The organism is Rhizobium sp. 01T437, from assembly GCF_056398505.1.
Genome location: NZ_JBFTPM010000011.1, coordinates 117355 through 137058, shown reverse-complemented (window position 1 = coordinate 137058; position 19704 = coordinate 117355). Strand labels below are relative to the sequence as shown.

Sequence of the window (19704 nt, the reverse complement as noted above, 5' to 3'; positions counted from 1 at the left end):
ATGCTTTCATGCGGCCGGACGCCAATGGCCGATAGCGGCCACGTCGCCAATCGTTTTCAGCCCGCGCCCGATGGCGGGATGCGCGCATGCTGATGCCGGATGCTTCCCGCCGGCGCCTGGCGCTTGCCGTCGTCGCTTGCCTCGTCGGCATGGTCGTGTCCTGGCTGACGATGACGCCGCTCGGGCTGCTCGGTCCCGTTGCCGCTGCTTTTCTTTATGCGCGCGGCGGTGCTGCGAGGCTCATTTATGCCGTCCTCGCGGTGGCCTTGCTCGGCGCGCTGCTGGCGGCGCTGCTCGATGCCGGAATGCGCGAACCTGCTCTGTCATGGGCGGCTTTGTTTGCGCTTTCGCTGTCTCTCGGCTCGATCGTTTCGGTCAAGGTGGCGGACAGGCCGGATGCCGACGCCGTGCGGGCGGCGAAATCGGTCGAGCGGCTCACCGGCGTTGCCTGGGCGACCGATGCCGCTGGCGCTTTCCTCTACGTGACCCCCAGTGTGCTCGCCTTTCTCGGGCTCGGCCTGGAAGACTTCAATGCACGTGACGACGACAAGGAATTCGGCTGGAAACGGGTCATCCACCCTGATGATTATGAGGTTGCCGCGGCCCTGTGGCGGCGCTGCCTGCAGACGGGCGAGCATTACAGCGTGGACAGCCGCATGCCGCGCCCCGCGGGCGGCTACGGCTGGACGCGCAGCACGGGGCAGCCGCTGCGCGACGGCAACGGCACCATCACCGGATGGTACGGTACCGTCATCGATGCCGAGAGTGCGCCTCTTGCCGGCGGAATTGCGGCTGATGATCCCGGTGGTTCTCCGGCCGATATGGCGGCATCCGACGGGCTGCCGCCGATGGCTGACGTTCATCCGCATGACAGGGCGACGGTGGAACAGGCGCGTGCGCGGGCTTTCTTCCATGGCATTCCCCAGGTCAGCAGCTACCGGAAGCTTCAGGCCGACGGCAGCTACCGGTGGGTGGAGTTTCGGGTGGAGCCGAAATACGGCACCAGCGTCGATATCGATCCGGCCGTCGCGCGGCAGGACGAGCGATGGACGACGGCGAGTTCTCTTGGTGAAACCGGCGAAGCGGTGCGCGCCGCACTTGCCATCGAGAACCTCTATGGCGGCGCCTGGGCGATGGATGCATCAGGGCAGTTCACCTATGCGACACCGACGGCGCAGACTTCGATCGCCATGGTGCTCGAAGACCTGAATCTTCTTCTCGACGGCAAGCCCTTCGTCGAGGGCGGGCGGCAGGGCTGGCAGCGCGGCGTGCACCCTGATGACAGTGAAGAGGCAGGCGAGACGCTGCGCCATGCGCTGCGGACCGGCGAGCACTGGAATTTCGAATACCGGGTTCTGCGCGCCAATGGCGCCTATGTCTGGCACCGGGCGGCTGCGCGACCGACGCGCGACGGGCAGGGGCGCATCACCGGATGGTATGGCGTGACTGTCGATATCGACGCCTACAAGCGCACGGAGGCGGCACTTCGCGAACGCGAACGGCAGCTGCAACAGCTCATCGACACCGTGCCAGCGCTGATCTGGAGCGCGACGGCGGAGGGACGGCCGATCTATGTCAACAAGCCCTTTACCGAGGTGACGGGCGCCAGTCTCGAAGAGATGATCGGACCTGACGGATTACCCTCGCTCAGCGTCATCCATGCAGATGACCGTGAGGCGGCGCGCCGGGCGATACTGCATTCCTTCGCGACCGGGGAATCCTATTTTGTGCGATACCGTCAGGCCCGCGCCGATGGCGGCTATCGCTGGACCGAGACGCGGGCGGAACCGCTGAGGGACGAGGCCGGGGTCATCCTGCGATGGTACGGCGTCAGCTCCGACATCCACGACCTCGTCACCACTCAGGATGCGTTGCGCGAGCAGGAGCGCTTCCTGCGGCAGCTGGTGGAAACCCTGCCGGCGATGATCGATTGCGCCACGCCCGATGGCGAGCCGATCTTCCGCAGCCAGAGGCTGCGTGACTTCCTCGGCTACGATCTCGATGAGCTCGACGGGACGGGCAAATCCCGGCTGGCCGGCACGCTTGACGCCGGTGTGCATCCCGACGATCTGGCCGGGGTGAAGGAGAAATATGCCCACGCGCTGGCAACGGGCGAACCCTATGCCCGCAGGCATCGCCTCAGACGTTTCGATGGCGAATATCGCTGGGTGGAGACGCGCGCAGCACCGATGCGCGATGCCGAAGGCACCATCGTGCAGTGGAACGTCGTCTGCCTCGACATCGACGGCGAGGTGCGAGCACAAGAAAAGCTGCTCTCGGCGCAGGAGAGCCTGGCGCGAGCCAGCCAGGCGGCCAGCCTTGCGGAGCTCTCGGCCTCCATCGCGCATGAGGTCAATCAGCCGCTCTCGGCGGTGATGAGTTCTTCAGACGCCTGCCGGCGCTGGCTGATGGCGGAACCGCCGAATATCGAGCGGGCGCAGAAAACGCTGGAGCGCATCATCATGAGCGCGCATTCGGCAAGCGATGTCGTCACCCGCGTGCGCGCCCTGTTCAAGCGCGCCGAGGACAAGCGGGATTGCCTCACACTCGGCCGTGTCATCACCGAGGCGGGCGATCTGCTCGCCGAAGAGGCCGCCCGCCGCGGCGTCCGCGTCGATATCGATGCCGAGGACGCTGTGCTCGGCACGGCGTTCGACCGGGTGCAGATCCAGCAGGTCGTCATCAACCTCATGCGCAACGGCATGGATGCGATGGCCGATGTTGGCGATGACAGGGTGCTTGAGCTGCGCGTGCGCAGGGCGGACGGCATGATGCGCATCGAAGTCAGCGACCGAGGCGCGGGTATCGAATTTCCCGACAAGATATTCGAGCCGTTCTTTTCGACGAAAGAGCAGGGGATGGGCATGGGGCTCGCGATCTGCCGCTCGATCGTCGAGGCGCATGGCGGGCAGCTGTGGGCGGAACAGAATGAGCCGCGCGGGACGAGGTTCATCTTCACGCTGCCGGATGAGGGGGCAGTGGCGTGAGACGCGCCTGTCGCCCCTTGCCATACCTTCGGTGGGCAAACCTTCGTTGGATAGCGGGGCGGCGCGCTCGGGCCTATTCCTCTGACTGCTTCCAGCATCAGAAGAAGGCTTTGGCATCATGAACAGGACAGAGACACGGATGCTTGCGGGCGTCTCGGTTCCGAGCACCGCCATCATCGATCGGGCGATGGATTATGCGCGCACGGACTGCGAACCCTATCTCTTCAATCACGTCATGCGGTCCTGGCTGTTTGCGGTCCGGATCGGGCAGTTGCAGCGGATCGAGCACGATGGCGAAGTCGTGGCACTCGGCACGCTGCTGCACGACATCACCCTCAACGAGCGCTTTGCGGGGCCGCGCCGGTTCGAAGTGGAAGCGGCGGATCTGGCACGCGGCTTTGCCGTCGATGCCGGGCTCGACCGGCGCCGCGCCCAGATGATCTGGGATGCCGTCGCGCTGAACTCGACGCCTTCGATCGGTCTCTACAAGGAGGCCGAGATTGCGCTTTGTACGACCGGCATCTGCCTCGATGTTGTCGGCTTCCAGTACAGCCTCATTCCGGCGGCCGAGATGAAGGCGATCGTCGCGGAATTTCCCCGGCTCGGCATGAAGAAGATGATGACCAACTGTTTCTGCCATATCGCCAGGACGCGGCCCGAAACGACCTATGACAATTTCGTGCGGGATTTCGGCGAACGTCTCGTGCCAGGTTATGCGGTTGCGACGTCGTCGGTCGATCTCGTTGCGCAGGCGCCGTTTGACGAGTGAGGGGAGCAAGCCGCATCAAACCGGCATCTCATCCGTAACCACCTCGAAGCGCTTCAGGACCGCGGGGCCGAAGGCCGTCGACATGGCGACGTCGGTGGCGTCGCGGCCCGTTGCCATCAGGATGCGGCCGATACGCGGCGTGTTGTGGCGGGCGTCGACCGTGTACCAGCGGCCGCTCAGATAGACCTCGAACCAGGCGCTGAAATCCATCGGGTTCGGGTCCTTGGGCACGCCGATATCACCGAGATAGCCGGTGCAGTAGCGCGCCGGGATGTTCATGCAGCGGCAGAGCGTGATGGCAAGATGGGCGAAGTCGCGGCACACGCCCGTGCGATCCGTGAAGCCGCCGAAGGCGGTGCGCAGCGGATCTGCCTTCTGGTAATCGAAGGCGATGCGCTTGTGGGTGAAATCGAGGATCGCCTGGACGCGCGGCCAGCCGAGCGGTGTTTTGAAAAAGGTCTTCCAGGCGAAATCGGCGAGACGGTCGGTATCGCAATAGCGGCTGCCGAGCAGGTAGACGAGCACATCGTCGGGCAGATCGTTGATGTTGTGCTGGAGCGCACCTTCGGGAACGGGATCCGGCAGGCCGCTGTCGTAGATTTCGAATTCGGTGGAAATGGTCGTCAGGCCCGGGGGTGCTACGATACGGCTGCAGGCATTGCCGAAGGCGTCGGTATAGGCCCAGGCTTCGATCTGCCGGTCGAAGCTCAGCACCTGTTCCGTCAGCAGATCCACCCGGCGGGACGGGTGGATGTTGAGGACCAGCAGCATGGGCGTTTCATGCTCGCATTCATAGCCGATGTGGAAGCCTGCACGTATCTTCATGGGGCGTGGTCCTTTGAAACGGGGTTCGTCCTGCAGGCGAATGCATAAGCGGGCTAGCCGTTCCGTCACCTGGCCGTTGCGGCATCGAATTCCTGTTCCGTCGTGACGTTGACCTGCACCTTCATGTTGTCGAAATCGCGCGATCCGCCGTCATAGCTGCCTGACAGCGGCACGGCCTGGCGCGGGTCGCGGGCGACACCGACGCGGATCAGGTCGCGGTTTCCGACAATGCCGTTGGTGGGATCGAACTCCACCCAGCCCGCACCCGGCAGATAGACCTGGCACCAGGCATGCGTCGAGCCGCCGCCAAGTGTGATCGAGCCATCGCGATCAGCAACATAGACATAGCCGGTGACGAAGCGGGCGGCGAAGCCGAGGGAGCGGGTGGCCTCCATCATCAGCAGCGCAAAATCGCGGCAGGTGCCGCTGCGCAGCCGCAATGTGTCGCGCGGCGCCTGCGTGCCGTGTTCGAAGCGCCTATTGTAGTTGAAGCTCTCATGGATGGCGTAGCAGAGCGTCATCAGGATATGGCCGGTACGCGCCCGATGGCTCAGGGGCACAAATTGGCGCGCCCATTTGCCGACTTCGTCATCGGGATCGGGATAGTGCCTGACGATGGTGCGTTCGAGATCGATCGCCTCGTCCTCATCATAGGCGAAGGGAAAGCTCAGCGCCTTGCTGTCGATCTCCAGATCGAGCCGAACCTGCGCCGTATGTTCGAGACGGATGACGGTCTCGAAGCGCAGTTCGGCGGAGGCGGCTGTGATATCGACGAGTGCGATGCAATTGCCGAAGACATCGTGGATCCAGCGCACGGATGCCGGCCCGGGAGAGACATCGAGGCTGCAGCTCAGAAGCGTCTGGTCGAAGCTGTCGCGGGGGCGGAACATCAGCCGGTGCTGGCCGAAATGAACCGGCCTTTTGTAATGGTAGGACGTGATGTGGCGGACGGAGAAAATCGTCATCCTGCCTCCCTATTTTCATGACGCGGCACTGACCATAGGAGACATGACCGCGGTGAAAATATCCGCGGGCGCCCGTTACTTCTCTCTGCGCGAAAGCGGATAGGCGGCCGCATCGTAAAGCATGCGGATCTGCTTTTCGTCGAAGCGGGCTTCATTCACTTCCATCACACAGCCGCGCAATTGCGAGCCGGGCAGGTCTTCCATGGCAAAACGCACCGCTTCCGCGGCTGTTTCGAAGCGCTTATAGCGGGGGCCGCGCGAACTGCGCAATGTCTTGCCGGTGTAAAGCCCGGCTTCGATCATATAGTCGAATTCTGCCACTTCATGGTCCTTGCTCGTTCCTGATATGGCCGAGCCATCCGGGTATCAATGTCTTCCTGGGTCGACGGTTTCAGGATGAAACTGCGGGTAGGGTCGACCGCGTTATCGCGCGCTGGCGGCGTTCGTCCTGCCGTTGTTCGCGTTGTCTCTGCTGCAGTCGCTTGCGTACATCCTGGAGCTTTTCGGCATCGGAGGCTTTTTCAGGTTGCGGAGGGCGGAAGAGATTTTCCGCTGCGCGTTTGTTGGTGGTCATATTGCTATCCTTGACGATGGGCGAGACAGCCGAAAGGCCGTCGCGCCGGAGCGGGCGTTATTTCTTCTTATCGCTGCCCGTGCTGGTGCCTGCCATCTTGACCTGCGTGCCGGGTGCGGCAGCAGGTGTAGCTGAGGCAGAGCGGTCTTTCTTCGGCTTGCGGACTTCGCGGTTGCTGCGGACTTGGCCTTTCGCCATGGTTTCCTCCTTGTGTGGGATGCGAGACAGATCAGGTATTGCGGCCTGCCGCCGGCTGGCGGCGCGGTCGCTGCAGCATCAAAGGGGCAGAGGCCCGATGCCGGGACGCTCGTCCTGAGAGGCTGCCGATGTGGAAAGACGCGATTGCCCCTGGGATTGCCTTGGGGAATGCCGAGGTGAATGAATGCGCAGCGCATTCGTTCCCCGGCCGGTGTGCGGCCCACGGCTGAAATCGGGAAAAGCCACGAAACTGCTGGCGGATTCGAAACGATCGCTCTGCTGCCCGCCGGCGGCATCTTCGGCACGATTAAGAATGCCGAGCGCCACATTCTCACGATAGGCGAATGCGCCGGTTCGGATGAGATTGCGCGACAGACTTGACGGATAAAAATCGGAAGACATCTCGTCCTCCTTTCGTTGGGGCCAGGGCTAACGCCCGAACCGGCAGCGCCCTTGAAGTGGCTGCCAGCAATTGGAATCCTGCGCTTATTCGCTGCGCGGCGCAAGGCGTTTCTCGCGCAAAGCAGGGACCCGGCAGCTGTCGCGGCGTAAACTTTTCGAATATTGCGCCGACGGCAGAAGGCGTTAATTTGAAGGCGGATATTTCAAGCAACGGAAATCGAAGATGAGTATCACCGTTTTGACGACTTATGTTCTTGTCGTGCTCGGGCTGATGGTGATTCCCGGGCCGGCGACACTGCTGGTTCTCGCCCGATCGGTCAGCGGCGGCAGGCGGGCCGGCATCGCAACGGGGCTAGGCATTGGGGCGGGCGATCTCATCCATTCCACCATGGCGACCTTCGGCCTTTCGGCCTTGCTCGCGACTTCGGCACTCGCCTTTGAAGTGGTCAAATATATCGGCGTGGCCTATCTCATCTACCTCGGATACCGGGCCTTCATCGAAAAGTCAGGCAATCTCGATATGACGGCGGCCCCGGAGATCAGCCCCGGCAAGGCGTTCCGGCAGGGGATATTCACGGAAATCCTGAACCCGAAGACGGCGCTGTTCTTCCTCGCCTTCCTGCCGCAATTCATCCATCCCGAAAGCGGATCGGTGATCGGGCAATTCGCGCTGCTCGGCATCATCTTCGTGGCGCTCAGCATCTGCGTGACCTCGGCACTTGCGATCGGCGCCGGCTCGGTGCGCGGCTGGCTCAACAGGAACCGGACGATCGGCCGCTGGCAGGGAAAGGTGATCGGCTCGATCTATATGGCGCTTGGCGTGCGGCTGGCGTTTCAGCAGCAGTAAGCGGCGCCCCGGCCACTGATATGCCCGGGGTTTGAGTTGCTACCGTTTATCGCGGCCAGCTGGCGCTCGAAGCAGTCGGCTTTGCTGGCATCTCGGCGCACGGCTCTTGGCAAAGGCGGCGCCGATATTGCTGGCGCCGCACTAGAGGCGGTCGAGGGGCCGCTACTGGCCGATTGCCGCCAGCTGCCGCTCGAAACTACCAAGATCGAAATAGTCGCGCCAGAGCGTGATTTTGCCATTCTCCACCGTGAGCGTGCCCATGACCGGCAGGGTGATTTGACCGCCGCTTTCGTGGGTGAAGATATCAATGCGCTCGTTCAGCACGACATTGCCGGAGACGGCGATTTCCGTGACCTCCCAGTCCACCTTGAAGACGGTGCCGATGCCGAAATCGGCGTGGAATTTGCGGACGTTTTCGCGGCCGATGACATCGGGCAGGGGTACGTTGTCGTAGAGCACGTCGTCGGCGAGCATGGCGAGTGCATCCTCGATGCGGTTGGCACTCCAGTGAGCGAAGAAGGTTTTTGCGGTTTCTATCGGGGTCGGGGACATCTCCGTTCTCCTTCAGCCGAACTTGACGAAGTTGATTGCCGGCAGCGGGCCGCCGGGGAACTGCGTCAGGCTGCCTCCAACCTTGAGCGTGCCGAGGTCGATGCCGGCAAAGCCGAGGCGGGTGATCAGGGCGCCGACTTCCGCCTTCGCCTGCGCATCGTCTCCCGAATAGAAGAGCACGCGGTTGCCACCTTCGGCTTTGGGATCGGCCGAGACGAGATTGGCAAGGAGGTGGTTGAAGGCCTTCACGAGGCGGGCGCCGGGCACGAGGCCAGCGACGATTTCGCTCGACAGGCGGCCGCCGAGCTCGGCCGGCTTGAAGAGGGGTGCCTCGATCGGGTTGTTGGCATCGATGACGATACGGCCGGCCCAATCCGGCAGGCCGGATAGTGCGGCCGGCAGCTTCGACCAGGGCACGGCGATGAGGACGATATCGGCCTTTGCCGCCTCTTCGATGGTGCCGGCGGTGATGTGAGGGGCGAGTTCGGCGGTGAGTTCGCCGAGGGTTTCAGGACCGCGGCTATTGGCGATGGTGGCGGCGATACCGTTGCGGGCGAGAGCGCGGGCGAAGGCGGAGCCGATATTGCCGGCGCCGATGATACCGATGGACATGGCAAGCTTCCTTTCTGGATGTCGTGTTGGTTCGATGGAGCCAATATCGCGATGCCATTCCCCTTTGATTAGACAGAAGTGGATGGTATCAGTTTCAAGTCTTTTTTGAAGGTGATCAACGATGGAAAGCCTGGCCAACCTGGAATCCTTCGTGCGCAGCGCCGAGCTCGGCGGCTTTTCGGCGGCGGCGCGGCGTCTCGGGCTGACACCGGCAGCGGTCAGCCGCAATGTGGCGGCGCTTGAAGCCAATCTGAAGCTTCGGCTCTTTCATCGCAGCACGCGCAGCCTGACGCTGACGGAAGCGGGCGAGCGCTTTCTCATCGCCATGCGCGACCATCTCGAGGGGCTGCAGGGGGCGATTGCCGAAATCTCCAACGAGCAGGCGGAGCCGGCCGGTCTCCTGAAGGTCAGCCTCAGCCCGGCCTTCGGCATCGAATACGTGCTGCCCATGCTGCCTGAATTCATGAAGCGCTATCCGCTGGTGCGGCCGGAATGGATGTTCGAGAACCGGCAGGTGGATCTGATCGGGGAGGGTTACGATGCGGCAATCGGCGGCGGCTTCGAGCTTGCCTCGGGCGTGGTGGCGCGGCCGCTTGCGCCGGCCCATCTCGTGGCGGTGGCATCACCCGCCTATATGCAGGGCCGCGTGCCGCCGGTCGATCCGGCCGGGCTTGCCGGGCTCGACGGCATCGTCATGAAATCGATCAATACCGGGCGCATCCCGCAACGGCAGATGCGTAACGCTGCGGGAGAGGAACAGCCTGTCGATCTCACGCCAAAGATCGTCGTCAACGACCCCGCCGCTATGCGCGCTGCAGCCCTTCTCGGGCTCGGCGTGACACTGCTTTCCAAGCCAGATGCGCTTGCCCATCTCGACAGCGGCGAACTGATCCGGCTCGTGCCCTCCTGGTATGTCGATATCGGGCCGATCTCGATCTATTACGCCAACAGGACGCTGTTGCCGCTCAAGACGCGGGTGTTCATCGATTTCGTCATCGAGGGTTTTCAGCGTCAGCGGCTTGCCGAGCGTTTTGCCGGCAGCTTGGGTTGATCCTGCTTGTCGGGCCGGTAGCCGAGCACGAAGGCGATGACCTTCGCGGACGACATTTCGCAGGGCTTCAGCGTGCTGCCGCTTGCCTCCAGCAGATAGAAGTTGAAGCTGACGATATCGGTGCCGGCGAGATCCTCGGCGTAGAGCCAGATGCGCTTGCCGTCCGGCGAGCGCTTGACGGTAGCGCCCCAGCGGCCGGCCTCGAAGCTGCCTTCGCTGTAGCCCTCGGGGATGCGGGCAAGCGTCTGGGAGAAATCGTCGTCTGCGGGGTGCATGGGAAGCCTTTGAAGGTTCTGTCGCATAAGTGGCGGGGCGGGTGGCACTTCGCAAGGCCGGGGCATCTTCGCGCGGGCCATGAGCCGTCGCAGCTTGCTCTATCGTATTCCGTTTGTGAGGAGATGACTGCCATACAGGAATAAACTACATTCCGTTTTGGGAATAGATAAATGCGTGAAGGACCATGGATCGGCTTGACGCCATCAAGATCTTTGTGCGGGTTGTAGAGAGCGGAAGCTTCTCAGCTGTTGCGCGTGAACTCGGCGTGGGGCAACCGGCCGTCAGCAAACAAGTGGCGAGCCTGGAGACCTACTTGGGCGCACAACTGCTTATGCGCACTTCACGCAATCTCAGCCTGACCGAGGCAGGCCGGGACTTTTATGAATCGGCTTCACGCCTTATCGGCGATCTGGAGGCTGCCGAGTCGCGGGTAGGCCGTGGCCAGGCGTCTCCCGCCGGAGTGGTGCGGGTCACCGCGGCTCACGCTTTCTCCAGGCAATACGTGGTTCCTCGATTACCAGAATTCCTGGCCAGGTATCCCGACATAAGCGTCGAGATGCTGGTATCGGAGCGCACAAGCAATCTTGTGGAAGAGGGTATCGACCTCGCGATCCGCAATGGCGCTCTTGCCGACTCGGGCCTAGTTGCCAGGAAGATCGGAAGCTCACCCGTGGTTCTCGTCGCGTCGACTGGCTATCTTGCGCAGCACGGCGAACCCTCAAAGCCGAGCGACTGCGATCATCACCACGCCGTTCTTTTTGTATCGCAGGAAGGCCCGCGTCCCTGGACATTAGGTGGGCGGCTCGGACCCGTATCCTATCAGCCTAGGAGCAGATTTCGCGCCAATGAAGGTGAGCAAATGCGCGAGGCAGTCCTTGCCGGGCTCGGCATTGCCCAGGCGCCGCTTTGGCTTTTTCAGCGAGACCTGGCGGCCGGATCGGTGAGGCGCGTTCTGGCAGATTATGAGCCGGAGCCGATCCCGATCAGCGTCGTGCGGCCTGCAGGGCGGCGAATGGCCGGCAAGGTTTCGGTCTTTATCGAATTTCTGGCAGAGCTACTTTCCGATCTTCCCGAGAATTAGCGTCCATTCCTGGCCGGAATGCTTGCTATCCCAACGGGCTACCTAATCACTGCACCAGGAATTGATAGTTTGAACTCACGCGGACCTGAAACGCCGCTGGAAACAGATCAACGAGCGCATCGTGACCGCGGCATTGTCGGTGGGGACGCCTTCCGACGCGAACATACGCGGCGGAGCTAACGGCGAACGCTGCAGGCGCCCGGATTCCGAAGGTAATGGCGCCGCAACTCAATCATCAAGAAAAGGACAGACGCATGGGTGGCGAATTAGCGGGTAAAGTCGTCTTAGTGACGGGCGCATCGAAAGGGATTGGAGCGGGCATTGCGACGGCGTTGGGCGCTGCCGGCGCGAGTGTCGCCGTCGGCTATGCCCGTGACAGCGAAGGCGCCGAGCGCGTCGTCAGGGAAATCGAAGCGGCAGGCGGGCAGGCGATTGCCGTTCAGGCTGATTTATCGAAAGCTGCCGATGTCGAGGCCATGGTCGGCGAGGTCGTGGCGGCGTTCGGTCCGCTTGATGTCTTGATCAACAACGGTGCGGTGTTCGATTTCAAGGCGTTGCCGGATATCGATGGGGAGCATTTTCGCCACATCTTTGACACCAATGTGCTTGGTCTATTAACGGCGACCAGGATTGCCGTCGCGAATTTCAATGTATCCGGCGGAAGCATTGTGAATATCAGCTCCCTGTCGGCTCTTGGCAATTCTCCCTTCAGCGCCGTGTATTCGGCATCGAAGGCAGCGGTAAATGCAATCACCAAAGTGCTGGCGCTCGAGCTTGCCGAAAGGAAGATACGGGTGAACGCCATCATGCCCGGTTACTTCGACACGGAAGGCGCGCGCGCGATAGGTGTGAAAGGCAGTGAGCAGGAGGCGCGCCTTATCGCAAACACCCCCTTGGAAAAGCGGCCTGGTCATCCGTCCGACCTGAGCCCAGTCGCACTTTTCCTCGCATCTCGCGCATCAGGTTGGATGACGGGCGAGATTCTCACCGTTTCGGGCGGCCTGCGCTGAGCATCGGTAAATCTGCTAAACCAGCATGAGGTCGTGACCATACTCTTCGGTGAGCTGGAATTGCTTTAAGATAGCTCGGTAGCGCTTTGTTATCAATTTGCGGCAAGCGCTACCGTCTCCCTCAATGCCCCGTCAGCACCAGCGTCTGCACCGGCAGCAGCAAGGCCTGTATGCGCAGGATCATCGCGTGGACCACGCCGACCGTATCGATGACATGCAGGCCTATCCATTTCAGCGTGCCGATATTGGGGTCGGCCAGCGCATCGTGGTTGCTGGTATAGGCGTTGGCGATGCAGCTGCTGCCGGGCGGCAGGTCATCCAGGCCGCCGGCGAAGAGGGGCTGCAGGAAGACGGTCAGGGTGCCGGGTTTTGCCAGTTGTGTAACATCGATGAGCTGGTCGGTGGGGCGCAGCTGGCCGGCGGCGATCACATCCTGCACCTCGGTGACGACGAGCGGGATGATGGTGAAGGGTTTGCCGACGCAGGTGGCTTCTGCCACCATGCCTGGCCTCATGACCTGCGCCTCGATCTGGCCGAAGCCGGCAATCAGCGTGCCGCGGCCGGCTTCTTCAGGTACGAGGATGCCGGCCGGGCGTAACATGGTGTTCAGCACATCGCCCTTGCGCAGCGTGAACTGCTGGACGGTGCCGGCGACGCCAGCCTTGACGAGTGTCTTGTCGAGCTCCACCTGCGCCTGCGCGAGTGCTGCCTCGGCGCTTGCCTTCTGCGCCGGCAGAAGAATGTTGAGCTTGGTTTGCAGCGTCTCCTTGTTGGCATAGGCGGCGCTGACCATGCCGCGCTGGCTTTCCACGGTATTGGTGAGCCGGTCCACCTCGCGGCGGGCAACCGCATCGTTCTTCAAAAGCTGGGTCTTCATTTGCAGTTCGTCGATCGAGACCTGCAGGGCGCCTTCGGCCTGCCGGATCATGCCATCGGCGCTGGCAAGCTCGCTCTCGGCCACCTTGGTTTCGGCCTCGACTTCGGCGATCTGCTTGTGCGCCACGTCGACGGCTGCCTTCTGGGTGGAATCGTCGAGGCGGAAGAGTGGCGCGCCGGCCGCGACCTTCTGGTTGACGCCGACATAGACCTCGTCGACCCGGCCCATGGATTCCGGCAATATGGTGACGGTGCGGAAGACGGCGGTGACGCTCTGCGTCGAGGGGTGGAAATAGAAGATCATGGTGATCAGCGAGATGGTGAGCAGCAGGCAGGCTGATATGCCCCAGCGCAGCTCGTACCACATGCTGTAAAGGGTGATCTCGCGGCCGATGCGCTTGCCCTGGACATAGCGCCGGAAGAGATAATCGGGGAGGATGGTCAGCATCGAGCAGAGCGTCAGTTCGAGCATGGTCAGATACTCCCTTCGCGCGGGCCGGTCTTTGTCGCCCCGTGGGCGGGCTGTGCACTCGTCTGGCCGGGCGGCTGCGGATGGGCGGCGGCAGGCATGGGGGCAATCGGGGCGCTTGCGGGTGGGGCTGTGGTGACCGGAGCTATGGTGACTGGGGCAGCGGTGACTGCGCCGGCTGGCACATTGGCGACTGGGACAGTGGCGCCCGGAACACCGGAGGCCGGCACACTGGCGACCGGCACCTCATCGTCGACCTTTGCGGGATCGCGGCCGGAGAGCCTGAGCAGTGACCGGGCCATCGAATAGAGCGGGGTCGAAAAGTCGGGAATGCGGATGAAGGCGAGCAGCAGGCCGAGGATCCAGTAGATGTGGTTGTGGGTAAAGAGCGAGATCAGCGCCAGAACCGCGACGATTTCCATCTGCACTTTATTCGTCTGATGCGCGATGCGCTCGGGCACGGCATGGAGCTGGAAGTAGAGATTGCCGATGACGAGAACCATCACCAGGATCATCACGATGACGATGACGAAGAGATAGTCGGTCTGCCCCGGTGCGGTGATGAAGCCGGGCACATGGTCGGTGAGGGCGGCGTGGTAGGGTTGGGTCGCGGCCTCATCGGCTGCTGATGCGGATTGCGCGGCCAGAGATGCTGCCACAACGGCCGCGGGCAGGCGGCGCCCATACTGCCTCGTCCTGTTTAATCGGTCTCTCATGCCTGACTTCCCCCCGCATGGCATTTTAGTGTGGGCTGAAGTTTAGGCGCTTTGCGTGCAACACGAAAGTACGCAACAGTAATATCGGCGTAAATACGCGGCCCGCGAGCGGAATGCGACAGAGGTAAGGAAGCGGAGACAACCGCTATCGGTATTCGGCAGACGAGAACCGGTTTTCCCACCACGCTGAATCGAGACCATGGCGCCGCTGGATAAACAGTTTCAGTGAAGGTCTCTCCACTCTGCCGGGGTAAGCCCTTCCCATGCACGGAAGGCCCGATAGAACGAACTGGTATCCTGAAAGCCCAGCAGAAATGCGATCTCGTCGATGCCGTTCTGCCCGTCGGACAGCAGATGGCGGCCGAGTTCCCGCCGCGCCTCGTCCAGCAGGCCGCGATAGCTCGCGCCCTGTTCGGTGATGCGGCGCTGCAGGGTCCGTTCGCTCATGCCCATTTCGCGGGCCACATCGGCAATATCGGGCTTGCCGCTGGCGATGCGGCGCTTGATCAGGATTTTCACCTGATCGGGCAGCGAGGATTGCGCTTCGATTTCGCCAAGCGATGCGGCTAGAGAGGGATCGAGGATCGCAAGCAGTTCGGGGTTATATCCGGCGAAGGGCAGGTCCAGATCGGCACGATCCAGTACCAGCACGTTCTGCGCGCAGCCGGTACGAACAGGTGCATCGAAGTAGGAGCGATGTGCGTCGGTCACCGGCCCGCTTCGGGTCATCTCGACCCGGATGGGAGTGAGGCGCCGCCCCGTTCCCCGCCGCCCGAGCTCGATGATCGCCGCAAAGGTGACGTCGGCTGCCGCATCCGGCTCGGCTTCATCGGTATGAAGCCAGCGCACCGCGACCCGGCATTCGCTCCCGGTTTCGGCTGCGGTCAGTTCCTCCGGGGTGCACAGCCGTTTGAACCGTGCCAGCCGGTGCAGCCCGTCGCGGTAATCCCGGGCGAAGAAGGCCGACATCGTGGCGGGCGGATGCACGGAAGTATCGGTCTCGGCGGTCATGCGCAGGCCGATGGCGGGGTCTTGCGAGAGCATTTCGACCGCACGCCACAGCGCGAAATACTGCGCCGTCGTCAGCCATGTCTCCGGCGTGATGTGCAGTGTCGCCGGCAACCTTGCCTGACGCAGCAGAGCCGGGGCGGGCAGGCCTGTGCGCTCCGCCGCGCGCCAGAAGGCCTGCGGCAGCCTGCATCTGTCGCCCGCGTCCCTGGTCATCGTTGCATTCTCCGCCGCAGCCTCACATCTGGCTCTTGATCAGCCGGTCGAAGGCACGGTCGCCCAGCCACTTTCGCACCCAGATCATCATCTTTGCGTATTTGCCCGCTGCATAGCGGGTTTTAGGCCGGGCCGACAGGAGGGCGTCACCGACGACATCGGCGATGACCTTGGGATCGGTACCCTGGCCCCGGCCATAGCTTCTGTCGATGGAGGCGGCCACACTTTGCGCGAGCTTCCGATAAGGGCCGGTGCCGGACCGTTCCAGGATACCGCGGGAAGCAGCATCGCCAAAGCCTGTCTCGATAAGCCCCGGCTCGATCACGACGACGCGGATGCCGAAGGGTTCGACCTCGAGCCGCAGGCTGTCCGACCAGCCTTCCAGCGCATGCTTGGTGGCGTGATACCAGGCGCCCAGCACCGTATAGATCTTGCCGCCCATCGAGGTGATGTTGACGATGGTGCCCGCGCCACGCGCCCGCATCGCCGGGAGCAGAAGCTGGGTCAGGCGAGCGGGGCCGAAGACGTTGACCTCGAACTGGTAGCGCGCCTCATCGAGCGGGATCTCCTCGACAGGGCCGTAAAGACCGAAGCCGGCATTGTTGACCAGTACATCGACGCCACCAGATTTTTCGGTGATAGCCCGGACCGCGGCAACGATATCCTCGTCCTTCGAAATATCCATCCGCAGAGGGATTGCGCCAAGCTCTGCCAGATCGGCCATCTTCTCGACGCTGCGGGCTGCGACATAGACCAGATAGCCGTCAGCGATCAGGCGTCCGGCGATGGTCTTTCCCATGCCGGATGATGCGCCGGTGACTAGAGCCGTGAGTTGGGATTTGCTGTTCATGATGCACCTTTCTGCTCTTGCATAGAACGTAAGGTAGCCGGCGCATCATGCCAGATCAGTTGCAGGCGACGCCAGGGATATTGCAAAAGACGCCAATCCGCGGGCAGCCGCAACGGCTTAAATATGCCATCTCACTTATTCGCTTGATTTCAGGCTCTTGCATCCAAGTATGTTTTCAAGTGCGACGTTAAATTCGCGGTTGTGCCTGATATGTGCTGCGGGCAAATGTCGAGCACGGGACTGAGACGGGCACCTAGCTGTAACGTTCGGAGACATGCCTGACAGTCAGGCCTCCCAAACCATCAGCAGCCGGCATCCTCCAGCGAGTGGCGCATCCAGATATTCGGCTCCTCGTACAGCCCGATCCCGCTCTCGCAATCGGCCATCAGCGGCGTCAGGCCGCCGTCCACATGGAACGGCCCTGACACAGGGAAGCGCAGGCCGGTCCATTCCGTCCATTGCTCCAGCGGCGCTTCAACCCGCATCGAGCGCGGCGCGATTTTCACGAGACGGGCTCCAAGCTGCCAATGCTTGCGCACCCACGGGTCGAAGGGGGCGCCGTCAGCCGTCGTCCAGCTTATGTAATCCGCAAAGGACGCCAGCGGATAAGCCGGTTTCTTCGTGGGCCGCACAGGGGCGACGAGTGCATCGAGGCCGTTTTGCCGGGCACTGGCCTTCATGTTGGCGATCAGGCGTTCGGCGAGATCCGAGCCGCGCATGTCGGGCGCCACGACGATCGCAAGCGCGGAGAGGGCATTGGGCCTTTGCCCCGATCTGACGGCTTCGACGCCACTGGTGAGAACCGCATCCCATCCTTCGTCGGGCAGGGACGCGTCGTCATCAGGCTCGGGCCATAGGAAGGGAATGCTGTTCGAGGTCGCCAGAACCCGCTCGTTTCCGTGCGCGTCCCGGCCGAGGATGAGAAACTGGTGGCGGCGCAGGCGCTCGGAAAACAGGCTGTCCCAGTCTCTAGCGATGACAGCGTCGCCACCGATGAATTTCGGCCAGACGGCCGCACCGAGTTCGGCAAAAGCCGGGATGAGATCTGGCCGCTCCTCGGCGGAGACAAGGCCGAGCGTGCTGTCGGTTTCATGCAGGTTGGCGGGCATGGTGGACGTCTTTTCTCCCTGATACCGAAACGAGCCTAGAATAAGCATAGGTGAACGAAGGCTTTGCGAAATTCGCCGGGAGATACTGGCAAGGCGCGAGGGCAGCTTGGTGCCACAAGCGGACGTTGCGAGCAGGGCATTTGATCCGTAGTTTCAAGTGATTTCAGCATAGTTCTTAACGACGGATCGATGGTTATGTTAGACGCATTTTCTGCGAGCGATCGCTTTGGCTCTTTTGTCTTCAAAGACCAGGCGGCAGGGAAGCGGCAGTCTCTGCGCGTTTTCTATTTCCTACCGGACAAAATCACCGCCGACACCCGTATCGCTATTGGAATGCACGGACTTGACCGCAAAGCATCCGATTTTCGAGATGTACTCGCGCAACCCGCAGATCTCCACCAAATGATCGTTCTCGTTCCTGAATTCGATGTGGAGGCGTTTCCAGATGTATATGCCTACAATTATGGAAATGTGAGGCCTGATGGCCCTGACGCTGCGGTCCTTCCGCGGGAACATTGGACCTTCGGCATTATCGACAGGCTGTTCAAACAGGTCAGAGACAGCTTGGGATCGCGCCGAGAAACCTTTGGGTTATTCGGCAACTCAGCAGGCTCCCAGTTTGTTCTCCGTTATCTGGCACTCAACGGAGCCGTCCTTGTCGACCAGGCGGTCGCATCGAACAGTGGAATCTATATGCTGCCCGATCTGGAAGTCGCGTATCCGAGCGGAATGGGTGGTCTTGATCTGGATGAGGTCGCACTCAACCGATATTTCGGCACACGCTTGACCATCTTGCTTGGTGAGTGCGACTGCGATGGAACAGCTTCTGATCTTCCACGCAACGACGAAGCCATGGCGCAAGGCCCACATCGCCTTGCACGTGGCCTGTGGCATTTTAAGCTTTGCCAAGGACTTGCGACCTCATCCGGGGGACAATTTGCGTGGAAAATGGAAATCATTCCTGGCGCAGGACATGTCGATCAGAAGATATTCGACCGCGCTATCCGTATCCTTTCAGGCTCATCGTGAAATTTCGTCCGCTTCGGGCCGAAGGCGGCGATAGGCGGCATTTGCCACGTGATCACGGGTTTCCCGAAAGGGGTATCAAGAGAGCGCCTGGCGCCGGCCGAAGGCGTTTCGCAAGGTCACCGGAGGAATTCGGCCCCCAACCCAGCGCTCTCTTGATGCGGTGATGATCACAGGGAATGGTTGAGGTGGTGTCCTGGCTATCTCTTGAGCCGCCGCGCGAGCAGCGCGCCGGCATCGCCGATGACGATCGCCGGGATCAGCACCAGCGCCATGTCATTGATGCGCGGCGGCACCTCGATGACGACGAGATCAAGGCCGAACCAGGGATTGAGGATCTGCACCATGTAGATCGCTGCCCACCAGAGCCCGAAGGGGATGACGATGAGAAGACGGCCGATGCGGGTGGCGCTCCAGCGGTCGGCGGCTTCGGCCACGGCGATGTCGCGGGCGGCCTCGATGCCCTTGATCGCCTCATCGGCGGCAAGCTTCTGCTGGTCGGTCTCGGCCGCGAGCTTGGCCTGATAGGCCGAGAGCAGCGGGCCGGTGAATTTCTCGATGATGCCGCCGAGAAGAAGGTCCGTCAGCCACTTCATTTCGCCCATCCGCAGCGGTGCGCCAGATAATACCAGCCTTCGGCTATTGCCGCGATGAGTGCGCCGGAGGCCACCTGAAGGGCCATGGCGACATCGGGATCGCGGGAGATCATCTCGCCGAGATCGGGCGCGATCAGCCCGCGGGTGACTAGGACGGCGGCGAGGTAACGCAGGAGAATGCGGATGAAGACGAGGGTCATGTCTGCTGCCCTGAGTGGTGATGAATGGCGGCAGGATGGCCTGGGAAGGGTTGTCAGGCTGAACTCGGAGAATTTGAATCAGGGAAATTCTCTATCGATTTGTTCTCACGTAATTATATGTGCAAAGCCACTAGGCGCTTTTGCTGGAATTTCTCTCTTTGTTTCCCGCAATTCCTGATACAAAACCGCCGCGCGCTTTTGCTGGAATTGCTCTAGAGAAAGCGGGCGAGCGCGCCGGAGGCGATCGCCTTGATCAACAGCCCGGCGAGCGGCGTCAGCACGATGGCGACGACCGCCCAGAGCGCTTTGCCGATGCGGTTTGCGAGCTTTTCGACGCTGCCCTCGATGCGCAGCAGAGCGGCATTGATATGCGGCTGCTGCGCTTCCAGCGAGACGACACGCTCCTTCAAATCGTTGATCCTGCCATGCAACTTTTCAAGCTCGTTGCGGGTTGTTTCGTCCATGATGCCATTCCTTGTTTGGCATCAT

General features: G+C 62.0%; 23 protein-coding genes. 7 read left to right on the top strand and 16 right to left on the bottom strand.

Annotated features, from left to right (window positions below):
- Window positions 1–86: 86 nt before the first annotated feature.
- Together AC1DM5_RS23185 and AC1DM5_RS23180 are read left to right on the top strand one after the other, a co-directional pair.
- Window positions 87–2987, top strand: coding sequence for a PAS domain-containing protein (locus AC1DM5_RS23185; RefSeq protein WP_477975693.1), 2901 nt, complete (start codon window positions 87–89; stop codon window positions 2985–2987).
- 118 nt (window positions 2988–3105) lie between these two features.
- Entirely contained in the window at window positions 3106–3756 is a 651-nt protein-coding gene (locus AC1DM5_RS23180) for an HD domain-containing protein (RefSeq protein WP_477823226.1), read from the top strand.
- 15 nt (window positions 3757–3771) lie between these two features.
- Here AC1DM5_RS23180 and AC1DM5_RS23175 read toward each other — a convergent pair whose 3' ends face one another.
- From AC1DM5_RS23175 to AC1DM5_RS23155, 5 genes are all read right to left on the bottom strand, one after another.
- Window positions 3772–4581, bottom strand: a complete 810-nt coding sequence (locus AC1DM5_RS23175; RefSeq protein WP_477823227.1) for a transglutaminase-like domain-containing protein — start codon at window positions 4579–4581, stop codon at window positions 3772–3774.
- Window positions 4582–4646: 65 nt separating this feature from the next.
- Entirely contained in the window at window positions 4647–5546 is a 900-nt protein-coding gene (locus AC1DM5_RS23170; RefSeq protein WP_477823228.1) for a transglutaminase family protein, read from the bottom strand.
- A 75-nt stretch (window positions 5547–5621) separates the two neighbouring features.
- The gene (locus AC1DM5_RS23165; protein WP_477823229.1) at window positions 5622–5867 is read right to left on the bottom strand and encodes a hypothetical protein; all 246 of its coding nucleotides are present in this window, start codon (window positions 5865–5867) and stop codon (window positions 5622–5624) included.
- A 310-nt stretch (window positions 5868–6177) separates the two neighbouring features.
- Window positions 6178–6318, bottom strand: a complete 141-nt coding sequence (locus AC1DM5_RS23160; protein ID WP_477823230.1) for a hypothetical protein — start codon at window positions 6316–6318, stop codon at window positions 6178–6180.
- Window positions 6319–6396: 78 nt separating this feature from the next.
- Complete coding sequence (locus AC1DM5_RS23155; protein ID WP_477975691.1) at window positions 6397–6720, bottom strand: hypothetical protein; 324 nt, start codon at window positions 6718–6720, stop codon at window positions 6397–6399.
- 223 nt (window positions 6721–6943) lie between these two features.
- Here AC1DM5_RS23155 and AC1DM5_RS23150 point away from each other — a divergent pair, with 223 nt between their 5' ends.
- Window positions 6944–7567 carry a LysE family translocator gene (locus AC1DM5_RS23150; protein WP_477823232.1) on the top strand — a complete coding sequence of 208 codons (624 nt, stop codon included), beginning with the start codon at window positions 6944–6946 and terminating at the stop codon, window positions 7565–7567.
- A gap of 162 nt (window positions 7568–7729) precedes the next feature.
- On the opposite strand, the gene AC1DM5_RS23145 is transcribed toward AC1DM5_RS23150, so the two are convergent.
- Complete coding sequence (locus tag AC1DM5_RS23145) at window positions 7730–8119, bottom strand: limonene-1,2-epoxide hydrolase family protein (protein WP_477823233.1); 390 nt, start codon at window positions 8117–8119, stop codon at window positions 7730–7732.
- Between the two features lie 12 nt (window positions 8120–8131).
- Window positions 8132–8731, bottom strand: a complete 600-nt coding sequence (locus tag AC1DM5_RS23140; protein WP_477823234.1) for an NADPH-dependent F420 reductase — start codon at window positions 8729–8731, stop codon at window positions 8132–8134.
- 121 nt (window positions 8732–8852) lie between these two features.
- Between AC1DM5_RS23140 and AC1DM5_RS23135 the strand changes: the two genes are divergently transcribed.
- Window positions 8853–9782 carry a LysR substrate-binding domain-containing protein gene (locus AC1DM5_RS23135; RefSeq protein WP_477823235.1) on the top strand — a complete coding sequence of 310 codons (930 nt, stop codon included), beginning with the start codon at window positions 8853–8855 and terminating at the stop codon, window positions 9780–9782.
- On the opposite strand, the gene AC1DM5_RS23130 is transcribed toward AC1DM5_RS23135, so the two are convergent.
- Window positions 9743–10057 (bottom strand): hypothetical protein, encoded by a 315-nt coding sequence (locus AC1DM5_RS23130; RefSeq protein ID WP_477823236.1) that lies wholly within the window; start codon window positions 10055–10057, stop codon window positions 9743–9745. The two genes, AC1DM5_RS23135 and AC1DM5_RS23130, sit on opposite strands and share 40 nt — an antisense overlap.
- Window positions 10058–10242: 185 nt before the next feature.
- Between AC1DM5_RS23130 and AC1DM5_RS23125 the strand changes: the two genes are divergently transcribed.
- Window positions 10243–11139: a LysR family transcriptional regulator gene (locus AC1DM5_RS23125; RefSeq protein ID WP_477823237.1), complete on the top strand. Its 897-nt coding sequence runs from the start codon at window positions 10243–10245 to the stop codon at window positions 11137–11139.
- 215 nt (window positions 11140–11354) lie between these two features.
- Window positions 11355–12149, top strand: coding sequence for an SDR family NAD(P)-dependent oxidoreductase (locus AC1DM5_RS23120; RefSeq protein ID WP_477975689.1), 795 nt, complete (start codon window positions 11355–11357; stop codon window positions 12147–12149).
- 121 nt (window positions 12150–12270) lie between these two features.
- On the opposite strand, the gene AC1DM5_RS23115 is transcribed toward AC1DM5_RS23120, so the two are convergent.
- The 5 genes from AC1DM5_RS23115 to AC1DM5_RS23095 all read right to left on the bottom strand — a co-directional run bounded on the left by AC1DM5_RS23115 (window position 12271) and on the right by AC1DM5_RS23095 (window position 17393).
- Entirely contained in the window at window positions 12271–13497 is a 1227-nt protein-coding gene (locus tag AC1DM5_RS23115; RefSeq protein WP_477823239.1) for an HlyD family secretion protein, read from the bottom strand.
- A 2-nt stretch (window positions 13498–13499) separates the two neighbouring features.
- Window positions 13500–14210 (bottom strand): hypothetical protein, encoded by a 711-nt coding sequence (locus AC1DM5_RS23110; protein WP_477823240.1) that lies wholly within the window; start codon window positions 14208–14210, stop codon window positions 13500–13502.
- 222 nt (window positions 14211–14432) lie between these two features.
- The gene (locus AC1DM5_RS23105) at window positions 14433–15434 is read right to left on the bottom strand and encodes an AraC family transcriptional regulator (protein ID WP_477823241.1); all 1002 of its coding nucleotides are present in this window, start codon (window positions 15432–15434) and stop codon (window positions 14433–14435) included.
- A gap of 22 nt (window positions 15435–15456) precedes the next feature.
- The gene (locus AC1DM5_RS23100; RefSeq protein ID WP_477823242.1) at window positions 15457–16284 is read right to left on the bottom strand and encodes an oxidoreductase; all 828 of its coding nucleotides are present in this window, start codon (window positions 16282–16284) and stop codon (window positions 15457–15459) included.
- A 302-nt stretch (window positions 16285–16586) separates the two neighbouring features.
- On the bottom strand, window positions 16587–17393 hold the full coding sequence (locus AC1DM5_RS23095; RefSeq protein WP_477823243.1) for a hypothetical protein: 807 nt from the start codon (window positions 17391–17393) through the stop codon (window positions 16587–16589).
- Between the two features lie 195 nt (window positions 17394–17588).
- Between AC1DM5_RS23095 and AC1DM5_RS23090 the strand changes: the two genes are divergently transcribed.
- Complete coding sequence (locus AC1DM5_RS23090) at window positions 17589–18422, top strand: hypothetical protein (RefSeq protein ID WP_477823244.1); 834 nt, start codon at window positions 17589–17591, stop codon at window positions 18420–18422.
- 197 nt (window positions 18423–18619) lie between these two features.
- Here the strand turns inward: AC1DM5_RS23090 and AC1DM5_RS23085 are convergent, their stop codons facing one another.
- The 3 genes from AC1DM5_RS23085 to AC1DM5_RS23075 form a co-directional block, all read right to left on the bottom strand.
- On the bottom strand, window positions 18620–19015 hold the full coding sequence (locus AC1DM5_RS23085) for a hypothetical protein (RefSeq protein ID WP_477975687.1): 396 nt from the start codon (window positions 19013–19015) through the stop codon (window positions 18620–18622).
- Complete coding sequence (locus AC1DM5_RS23080) at window positions 19012–19215, bottom strand: Pam3-gp28 family putative phage holin (RefSeq protein WP_477823246.1); 204 nt, start codon at window positions 19213–19215, stop codon at window positions 19012–19014. Before AC1DM5_RS23080 ends, AC1DM5_RS23085 begins: the two co-directional genes overlap by 4 nt.
- Before the next feature lie 212 nt (window positions 19216–19427).
- A complete protein-coding gene (locus AC1DM5_RS23075; protein ID WP_477823247.1) occupies window positions 19428–19679 on the bottom strand; it encodes a hypothetical protein in 252 nt (83 codons plus the stop codon).
- Window positions 19680–19704: the final 25 nt, after the last annotated feature.